Genomic DNA, 10,935 nt, shown 5'->3' with positions numbered 1-10,935 from the left:
GATGTTGTTGCAGATGTAGTAGTCTTGCTTGTTGAAGTTGTTGTCTTTGATGTTGTTGCAGATGTAGTAGTTTTGCTTGTTGAAGTTGTTGTAACTGTTCCTGAAGTTGTGGTTGTTGTGTCATAAACTCCGTTATCGTTAAGGAATCTTACCTTACCGTCGATAGCTTCATTGTTTACACCGATAGTAACATTCTTATCCCAGTCTGCTCTTGTGCTTGGATAGAAAACATTCTCTATGCCGCTGCAGCCGTTGAATGCATTATCAGCGATAGTTGTAATAATCTTAGGAAGATATACATCTTTAATACCTGACATTCTGTAGAACGAATACTTAGGAAGCTTCTTGCCGCCGTTTACTTTAACAGTTGTAAGCGACTTAGGTATCCATCTGCTCCAGCCCGATGCATTGGTAATACGATAATAATCGTCTTCGTTTCCGTCAAGGAAAAGCTCAGATAACTGATAAGTGCTTCCGTCAGCATTTGCCGTAGCAAGTGAAGAACCTACAAACGGAACAGTAAGGCTTTCAAGTGCCTTACACTTATTGAATAAAAAGTTACCGATAGTCTTATTTTCGCCGATAAACTCAGCAGATTTAAGTGAAGTACAGTTTTCAAATACTCTATCGTTCACAGATATAACTGTTTCGGGAATTGTTACGCTTGAAAGACTATAGCAGTTTGCAAATGCGTATGCTCCGATAGATTCAACGCTGTCAGCAAATTCTATGCTGTCAAAATCAGCAGCACTGCAATTATTGAATGCTGAATCACCTATAGTTACAAGTGATTTTGGCATAGGTGCATTCTTGAGTGAATTGCAGGCTTCAAATGAATGATTTCCGAAAGAGATTATTTCATCAGGAACATTGATCTTTTCAACGCCGCCAAAACGATAGAATGCATAATTCGGGATGCGCTTGCCGCCGACAATGTTGATAGTCTTTAACGACTTCGGTATCCATCTGCCCCAGCCTGCAGCGTTTGTAATATGATAATAATCTTCCTCATTACCGTCATTGAAGTAATCAACAACATACTGAGAGCTGCCGTCCTTATTCACATCATCAAGAGAGAAGCCTGCAAAAGGAAGTGTGAGTGTTTCAAGCGAACAGCAAGCGTTAAATATGAATACGCCGATGCCGTTGCTTCCGCCGTAAATTTCAGCATTTTTAAGCTTATCACAGCTATTGAATACATAATCTCCCAAATTGAGGACTGTAGCAGGTACATTTATGCTTGTGATTTCGTTACAGTCTGAAAAAGCATAGCTGCCGATAGATGTAAGATTTTCAGGGAATTCAACGCCCTTGAAAGAAGTACTGCTGCAATTCTCAAATGAACGCACACCAATTGAAATCAGTGAAGAAGGCATAGGTGCGCTCTTCAGTTCTGAACAGCTTGCAAAAGCGTAGTTTCCTATGTATGCTATTTCATCCGGAATAACGATATCTGTAACGCCTCTTAAACGATAGAACGCATAATTCGGTATCCTTGTTCCTCCGAGTACAGTTATCTTTTTAAGTGCCTTAGGTATCCATCTGCCCCAGCCTGACGGATTGGTTATATTATAATAATCCTCTTCATTGCCGTTGTTGAAGTAATCAGCGATACACTGAGAGCTGTTTTCGGCATTTACATCTGCAAGTGCATAGCCGGCAAATGGTATTGTCATTGAAGCAAGCGATTTGCAGCCGCTGAATATATGATAGCCGATGCTTGTGCCCGAACCGAGTATTTCAGCTGTTACAAGACCTGAACAATCATTGAATACAAAATTACCGATAGTTTTTACTGTCTTTGGAACTGAAATCTTTTTAATGCTGCTGCATCCAGAGAAAGCATAGTTTCCGATATTTTCAAGAGTTGTCGGGAACTTTACAGTATCAACAGCCGCATTGCTGCAATTGCCGAATGCAGAATAACCGATAGATTTTACGCCTTCAGGCATATAGATCTCAGTCATTGATGTACAGTTATCATATGCATGATCGCCTATTTCGGTTATGCTCTTAGGAATAATAATAGACTCAACTGAACTCAGATTTCGGAATGCATAATTAGGTATGCGCTTTCCGCCGAGTATAGTTATTTTCTTCAATGAATTAGGAACGTATCTTCCCCAGCCGTTTGTGTCACAGAAATTATAATAATCCTTATCATCTCCGCTATGGAAGTAATTAACGATCTCCTGCTTGCTGTTCTCAGCGTTTACTCCTGCAAGTGAGTGACCTGCAAAAGGAAGTGTCATATCAGCAAGTGACTTACAGCCGCTGAAAGCAAAGTTTCCGATACCTTCCTCACCGCCGTAAATAACAGCAGTTTTAACAGCAGAGCAGTCGCTGAATGCAAATTCACCGATTTTCTTTACTGTGTTCGGAACATTTATGCTTGTGAGACCTTTACAGCCTGAAAAAGCATGATCGCCGATAGAAGTAAGAGTCTTAGGGAAAGAAATGGTTTTGAGTGCAGCGCTGCTGCAATTGCTGAATGCATAATTGCCGATGCTTATAACGCCCTCTTTTATCTTGCCGTCAGAGATCGATGTACAGCCCTCAAATGCATGATTGCCGATGTATTCAACACTCTCTGGGATATAATCCTTTGTGATAGATGCACAGCCTGCGAATGTGTAGTTGCCTATCTCGGTCACTGTCTTGGATATCTCAAACTTTTCAACGCCGCCGAAGCGATAGAATGCGTAGTCACAAAGTCTTTTACCGCTTAAAACAGTGATCTTTTTAAGTGATTTCGGTATCCATCTGTTCCAGCCGTCTGTATTTGTTATCGAATAATAGTCCTTTTCATTACCGTTAAGGAACATTCCTGAAAGCTCACACTTTACATTTGGCTCATCAATTGTCTTTGCATTATATCCTGCAAAAGGAAGAGTAAGATCAGCAAGTGATTTACACTCACTGAAAATATAATGACCTATACCGTCTGCACCGCCGTAGATAACGACCTTTTCAAGTGCAGAGCACTTGCTGAAAACGTAGTCTCCCATAGTTTTTACTGTTTTTGGAACAGTAATATTTGTGAGACCTCCACATTCTGAGAAAGCATAATTACTTATAGAAGTAAGGCTCTTAGGGAACTCAACTGTTTTCATAGCTGTACTGCAACAGTTGCTGAATGCATATAAACCTAAGCTCTCAACGCCCTCAGGTATATTAGCATTTTCAAGTGAGATACAATTAGCGTATGAATAGTTTCCGATCGTTTTCATTGTTTTCGGAATATAGATGTTCTTAACGCTCTTTATATTATAGAATGCGTAATTAGGAACTCTTGTACCACTTGTAACTGTAATGGAATCAAGGGATTTAGGTATCCACCTTCCCCAGCCGTCGGTATTATTGACATTGATAAAATCTGCATCATTACCGCCGTAGAAGAAATCCGTGAATTCCTGCTTGCTGTTTTCAGCTTCAGCCTTTTCAAGAGAATGTCCTATATACGGGATAGTGATATCCTTAATAGCAGAACAACCGCTGAATATATGATATCCTATGGTTTCTGTAGCTTCGCTGATAACTGCTGTTTTTAGCGAGGTACAATCGCTGAATACGTAATCGTTGATCTTGATTATATTCTCAGGTACGCTGATAGACTCAATACCTGTGCCAGAGAACACATAAGAAGTAAGCTCTGAAATAGTTTCGGGAATAACGATATCAGTAAATGAAGCACAGCCGCTGAAAGCATATTCGCCAACTGTTTCTATAGCCTTCGGCATTACTAACTTGCCTTCAGGATACTTTACTTCTATTACCTTTTCTTTTGCATAATCATATTCATCGTAAGAAACTTCAGAAAGCGAAGCACAGCCTCTGAAAGCGTTCTTGCCGATGCTCTTTATAGTCTGCGGCATATTTATGGACTCCATATTCTTACAGCCGTTGAATACGCCATTTCCTATGTTTGTGATTATTTCTCCGTCATTTTCTATTATAACATTCTTAACGAGTGAAGGATCTCTGAAAGGTGAAGAACTGAAATCGTACATCTCACCAAATCCGCCTACATAGAGATAGCCGTTAGGATAGAGCATATATGAGATGTTATCTCCCAGTGCACCTGTCTCTGCAATAATCTGATCCTTTTCTGCTTTAATAGCAGGAAGAGTCTCTGTAACTATTATGCGCTTGGCTGTTGTTGCCTTTGTTACAGGAGAACCTGTTACAGACTTTGTATCACCGTGTGTATATTCTTTAAAGTTTCCGTCGTCGTCAAGTTTTACATCTTCTTTAAACTCCAGATCCTGCGAAGAATTATTTACTGTGACTCTTCCTGATTCCAAAGTCTTTCCGTCATAGGTTACAGAATAATCATACGAACCTGGCAGACAATAGAAAGTCGCACCGCTGCCTCCGACTGTCACTTCCTTATCGTTAAGCTTGACTACAGCAGGAATAAAACCGCCGTCAGCCTTGTTTAAAACCATGAACGTAGTTCTGTATCTGTTGTAATTACATTCACCCCAGCCCCAGCCGTCTTCAAGTGAATAATGGAAATATGCCCATTTCAACGGTACTTCTACTGTCAGAAGATCCCATTTCTTTTCTTTTCTCAGAACAATGAGAGTTAATTTTATTTTTACAACAAAATCAACTTTTGCCTGCATACAGAATTTGCAAGCATGGTAAGAATCGCCTTTTCCGGAATCAATAATGACTTTATCAGCAGGCTCATCTGCGTTTTGAGCTAATTGGTCATACATTTTTCCGAGATCTGCTTCCGCACTGATTCTTATACCTGCTTTAAAATCAATACCTACAGATGCAAGAGCTTTTGTGAATATCTCAACTTTAGGCGTTAACTCCAGTCCTGCGTATATCTCACCATATATTTTTAATGAGAGATCTACTGTTTTCTCGGGATTCAATTTAGAGTCATTTGTAAATTCTCCGTCCTTATAAGTAAATCCCAACACATTTTCCCATTTTAAAGTTAATGTCATATTTCCGACAAAATCCGCAAAAAGGCGCGGTTCAATGTCAACGACTACTGCTGGAATCGATGTCGGGATAACAAACTTTGCTATTGTAGCATAAATAGATGCAGCAGATTTTGAAGATACTGTCGTAAACGCTTCTTTAGGATTTGAAGAAGAATAGCCGATGGTAAAAGTAATAGCAGGTGTTACTTTTAACGCAAATTGTATCTCTGTTGTTGTGAAACTCTTGTAAAAATTAAGAGAAGCCGATATGGTGACCGTACCTGACAGATTTCTCTGAAATTCGCCTTTAGTACCTTCATACGGATCAAGTTTTCGGGGATCGACCGTTTGCGGATCCAGAATTGAATTAATATTGAAAACCTTTTTGGTCTCAAGCTTGAATTCTGCATTATACTCCGGTATCTCATATTCAAAATCCAGTGATCCGTCGTCATTAAAAATCGGATTACCGTTTTCGTCGGTATTAGGAAACGACATACCTTCATCTGCACAAGAAGTATCAACCGATGCATTTTTTAAATCGCCGTCAGTTTCGATCTTGATGAAATCGAACATATCATCAATAGCACCGTTACCCGATACAGTTACCTTATCGCCGTCTTTTTCTATATTTTCAACATTTACAGCGATGATATTCTGATCATCAGGCTGAATGAATAAGGATTCTCCTTCCCGGAGTGAAGAAATAGTCTCGTCCGCATTGTCGAAAACGAAAACATTGTTGTCATAGTCGGCAGAAACAAGAGTATTCTGCTCCTCAGAGCTTTCTGCCTTTACAGTATCTTCATTGAGAACGAGGAAGTTAGTTGTATCATCTTCATCAAGGTTAACTACCTGTTCCTCATCGAATGCTGTTATGTCGGTTGCAATGATCTCCTGAACAGCCTTTGTATACCTGCTAAGGACATATTCTTTTCCGACAGGTCGGTTCAGATCGTTGAAAAGCTGAGCTTTTACAGCATAATACTTCGGAAGCTTTGAAATATCGGCTTTGACCTCGCTGTTAACGAGCTTGCCTGCTTCAACAGAAGTTTCGACACTAAGAACACATTCAGAAGTTTCATCATCAACAAATGAAACTACTATTTTAGCGTCTGTTGATTGGTTAGATGCGATCTGTACCATTCCTGTCTCGCTGTCAAATTCCAGAGATGTTATCTGGAACTGAGAAGCATCACTGCTTTCAGCAAGCGGATCAGATACGTTCTTTTGGGCAGCTTCTCCTGCAAGAAAGTTTCCCAGCGAATTAGTAGACTTGATGTCATAATCGCCTGAGCCAGCTTTTTCCTTGCCCGAAGCTGCGTTTGCTTCACGACCGGCACTATCAGATACCTGATTCGGCATGACTGCTGTAGTACACATAACTGCACTCAGCAATCCTGCTATTAGTCGATTTCTAAGCATTTTTCACATTCCTCCTTAATACATATAATCGGTATAATATACCAAATATATATTATAAGCGAAAATATACAACTTGTCAATGACATTTCAGTCATTTTCACTTAATACCGATCATAAATTGCGATTATGTCAACAGCTGCTTTTTACTTATAATTCGGCAAAAGTCAAACATTTGCAATTATAGGCGCATTTCCATCGGAAATGGTATATAAAAATTCATATACTAACTTCAAAAAGTCTTACTTTTGAGCATAAAAAATCCCACAGATCAGAACCTTATCGGCTCAGACCTATGGGGTATCATTTTTTATCATATCAGCAAAAACGGCTTTCAGCAGTGAGATATCACCCTGAGCAGCCTTTATATTTGCAATTGCAAGCATATCGGGATCACATAATGCAAAGTCGATATCATATTCCGCATTTCTCACAAGCAGAGTTACGAACAATCGCAAAGTACGTCCGTTCCCTTCGCGGAAAGGGTGAAGCATATTAAGCTCATGGTACAGCTCAGAGACCTCTGAAACAAATTCATCATATTCCATATCCCGAAAGAAATCCCGAGCCCTCAGGCGTTCAAATCTCAGCCTTCCCAGTCTTTCAAGTTCGTTATGGTCGCAGAAAACAGTACCTTTTTTAGAGATATTTATAGTTCGGACAGTCCCTGCCCATTCATAAAGATCACCGAAAATAAGCTTATGCAGCCCTTTATAGTACTCAAAATCCACATCTTTGAAATCAAGCTCCTTTTCAGCCTTTACCGAACACGATGTAACGATTATTGACTCGGCTTCATTCAAAAGCTCCTGTTCCCTTATATCAAGCTTATTGACAAGAACCGTGGTATCGGGATAACAGCTGTCATTACAGCCTTCAATGCTATATACTGCCATTATGACCTTTCAGCGCACTTTTTCGCAACTATCTTTATAAGCTTATCATGTGAGAGTCTGTTGTCGGCGTATTCCTTTATGATCTCAATAGCCTCCTTGCTAAAACCCAGACCCTCCATTTTAGCGGAAGCCACCTGATTTTTTATAGCCTTTTCAGTTGAAACACTGTGCATTCTATCAGCTCCTTACCTACACATTATAACCGATACCAATATAGATGTCAATAGTTTATTTCACGCAGATATGCCTGCTCTATCAGCATATAAATGTAAAAATTCCATGAGTTTAAGCCAAAATGTTGAAAAAAACAGAAAAATATGCTATAATCATTATATCTTTTCTTACAATAAGGAGGTCAATATGTCCAATGCAAGATCAATAACAGAGGAATTCATACGCAATTATGCTGCAAATTCCTCTGCAATGAACAATGCCAATAAGATCTCATCATCAGGGGGCTTCAGAAAGCTTTGCAAGACCGATGACGAAATGCTCATATTCGGTGACTGCTACGGAAGCGGAAGCAAGCCCTACAACGCATCTGTTGATTTTTCGGGAGATGTTCCCGTTTTCAGATGCTCCTGTCCAAGCCGACAGATCCCCTGCAAACACTGTCTTGCCATAATGTACGACTGGCTTGCAGGAAAAAGCTTCGATATTGAAGCTATACCCGAAGATATCGCAAGAAAGCGTGAAAAAATAGAAAAACGTGCAGAAAAAGCCGCATCAGGCGAGTCAACAGCAGCCGCCCCTAAGCCTAACAAGTCAGCTGCCGAGAAAAAACTGAAAAAACAGCGTGAGGGACTCGATCTTGCCGACAGCTTTGTCAAAGACATACTTGAACACGGAATAGGCTCAGTGAGCAAGGCTGCCTGCACTCAGTACAGCCAGCTCGCAAAGCAGCTTGGCGACTACTATCTCCCCGAGCCGCAGGCTATAATGTATGAGATAATCGAAGCAGTACAGCTCCTTGATGCCGAACCTGACGACAAGGAAACCAACAAGGTCATAGCCCTGTGTGTAAGGCTTTCATCTGCAATTCACAAGAGCCGTGATTACATCGACAAAAAGCTTGAAACAGGCGAGGTTCTGCCCGAGGACAATATCCTGTACGAAGAAATGGGCGGCATATGGAAGCTCTCTCAGCTCCGTGAGCTTGGACTTTACCGCGAAAACACCGCTCTTATGCAGCTTGCATTCACCGTTGTGAATGACGTTCCTCACAAGGCGGAGATTGACACGGGCTACTGGATAGACCTTGATACGGGAGATATTTTCAGGACAGAGAATATCCGTCCATACAGAGCCGCAAAGTACATAAGATCAGAGGATTCAAGCTTTGATCTTTACATAATAAAGGAACTATACCTCTACCCCGGAAGCCTTAACAGGCGTGTACGCTGGGAAGCCTCAGAGGGCGTAGAGGTCACGGAAAAGGACTTCCGTCAGGTGCTTTCAAAGGCCGACGAAACCATCTCTTCTGCTGTAAAAAATGCTAAGAATGAACTCAAAAATACTCTTTCGCGTCCATATGCAGCGGTTCTCATAAAATTTGACCGCATAGAATATGCCGCTGACGGACACGGTGTGCTTATCTGCGGAGAAGAGACTATCTCACTCAGGGACTGCTCGGATTTCCCGTCAGCTTGCCAATCGCTGAAAATGCTGGCAGGAACGCTCAGCGGAGGAGCTGTTTTCGGCGGTCTCTTCTATGAAGCTGCCGAACACCGCTTTTATTTCAGTCCCTTCTCAATAGTCACCGAAAACGATATCATAAGGCTTTAAGGAGGCAGCTATGGAAGTAAAAACAAATCCCTTTTATGAACTCAGAGACAGACTCTATGCCTCAGCAGCCGCAGGCTGTTCGCTTATTTCCGAGGATTTCAGGCTCAAACGCGCTATTGAGGGCTTTCAGCCCATGTCGGAGGCTAACAAGGTATTTGCAAAGCTCTATGCTATGTGCAATTCACTTCTCACAGCCGATGATAAAGCATCTGCAATTGCAGATTGCATAGCCCTTGCCGATGCTCTCGCCGTAACTCAGGGCACATTTACAGACAGCAGCAAAACAGCTCCTGCTGCTCCATTAAAGGGAATACGCCCTGCACATCTTTCCCTTAAAACCATAAACGAATACAAGGAGCTTATCCGAAAGAACGCATACACACCGCAGGAATTCGATGATAAATTCTATCAGAACGCATCTGACCCGAGGATACTTTCAGCTATTCTTAATGCAGCTGATAAGCCATATATGAACAAGCTCATCACAGCTCTCGAATCTGTTATGGGCGATGACCTCATGCCTATGCTTCTTAGCTCTATAGACTTTTCAAAGAAAAACTCATCGGGCAATCAGATAATGCTGGTAAGCTATTTTACGCAGGATAAGTACAACGACAGATTTACAGAGCTTGCCGAAAACAGCAAAGCTCCTATGGAAGTACGCTGCGAAGCAATAAAGGCTATGTCTTTCTCGCCTGCCAACGAGGAGCAGCTCATAACCATGTATCAGACCTCAAAGGGCAAATTAAAGTCAGCAGCAATGTTCGCACTTGCAAAGATAGGCTCTCCAATCGCCGATAAATACATCACGGAAATGCCAAAGGACGACAAAAACATCGACCTTGAGCTTTTAACCGCAGCAAGCGGACAGGCTGCTTCGGAATACATATGCAAAGCACAAAAGCAGCATCTCATAGAGGGTGGAAAACTTGCTGATTTCTCATCTGACTTCACTCCGTACAGTTTAAGACTGCTCGCAAATAAAAAGAATGTCATAAGTGCGTTTGAGATGTGGGGAAAATATCTTTCAGAAAACAGCAGCAATTCTTCAAACGGACTTATACAGTCCTTTAATCTGATAAAATCTTTGAACGCTCCTCTTACAGCAAATATCTGCACTCATAACGACAAAGAATACCGCGATATGATAAGGGAGCTTTATGCGAAATATCCCGATGTCTATTCCTTAGCCGCAAGCACACTTGCACTTATAGAATCTCCTGAAACCGCCTGCTCGGAGCTCCGCGGCAAGAATCTCCTTTCCGATATAGCACTGTGCGCACAGATTAATTTCCACCTTACTCCCGACGGCTGGTACAGGTACAGAAGCCATAATGCTTCACAGTACAGCAGCTGCAACAGCCTCAGACTTTTCAGGTCTATCCCCGATGATATGATAAAATTCCTGACTGACACCAATTCAATATACAATGACGAGGATATGGACAGCATTTTCAGACATCATTGCGAAAAGACAGCAGCCTGCGAAAATATGGAGTGGAGATGCCTTACGCTTTCATTCATTCTCGGAAACTGTAAAAGGTCGGACTATGACCGCCTTATTGACTCGGCAAACAAATACGTATGGCTGGTACACAGAAATCACCCTAATCATACTTCCCTTGATTATCTAATTAAATTCAGCGACAAACCGCTTAACGGTGTGTTGTATAAATATATTTATAATTCACTTAAATACAGGAATGATATTATCAGCGACAGACGCATAATAAATATAAACATAGCCCCCGATATCAAGGTATCGGATATGGAAAGACTGATAGCAGACCTGACTGCAAAGCCCATACAGCACAGCGATGAACAGATAAAGTTCCTCAATGAAGCTATCAGGAGAATGAAACAGTAAAATCTATAAAAAGGAGCAAAAT

The 10,935-nt window shown here is 41.3% G+C and carries 5 protein-coding genes; 2 read left to right on the top strand and 3 right to left on the bottom strand.

What is annotated here, in order from left to right; translation table 11 throughout:
- From BUB28_RS07685 to BUB28_RS17010, 3 genes are all read right to left on the bottom strand, one after another.
- Window positions 1-6,368: leucine-rich repeat domain-containing protein (locus tag BUB28_RS07685; protein ID WP_139277526.1), on the bottom strand; the 6,368-nt coding region annotated here is incomplete at its 3' end.
- 290 nt (window positions 6,369-6,658) lie between these two features.
- Window positions 6,659-7,261 carry a Fic/DOC family protein gene (locus BUB28_RS07680; RefSeq protein ID WP_072950350.1) on the bottom strand — a complete coding sequence of 201 codons (603 nt, stop codon included), beginning with the start codon at window positions 7,259-7,261 and terminating at the stop codon, window positions 6,659-6,661.
- Complete coding sequence (locus BUB28_RS17010) at window positions 7,261-7,434, bottom strand: hypothetical protein (RefSeq protein ID WP_175547818.1); 174 nt, start codon at window positions 7,432-7,434, stop codon at window positions 7,261-7,263. Before BUB28_RS17010 ends, BUB28_RS07680 begins: the two co-directional genes overlap by 1 nt.
- Before the next feature lie 187 nt (window positions 7,435-7,621).
- Here BUB28_RS17010 and BUB28_RS07675 point away from each other — a divergent pair, with 187 nt between their 5' ends.
- Entirely contained in the window at window positions 7,622-9,046 is a 1,425-nt protein-coding gene (locus tag BUB28_RS07675) for an SWIM zinc finger family protein (RefSeq protein WP_072950349.1), read from the top strand.
- Between the two features lie 10 nt (window positions 9,047-9,056).
- Window positions 9,057-10,913, top strand: coding sequence for a hypothetical protein (locus tag BUB28_RS07670; RefSeq protein WP_072950347.1), 1,857 nt, complete (start codon window positions 9,057-9,059; stop codon window positions 10,911-10,913).
- The last annotated feature ends 22 nt before the right edge of the window (window positions 10,914-10,935 follow it).

This window comes from Ruminococcus flavefaciens (genome assembly GCF_900143025.1).
GTDB lineage: Bacteria > Bacillota > Clostridia > Oscillospirales > Ruminococcaceae > Ruminococcus > Ruminococcus flavefaciens_I.
Note: the sequence above shows the minus strand (reverse complement) of the source record. Positions and strands in the feature narration are given on the sequence as shown.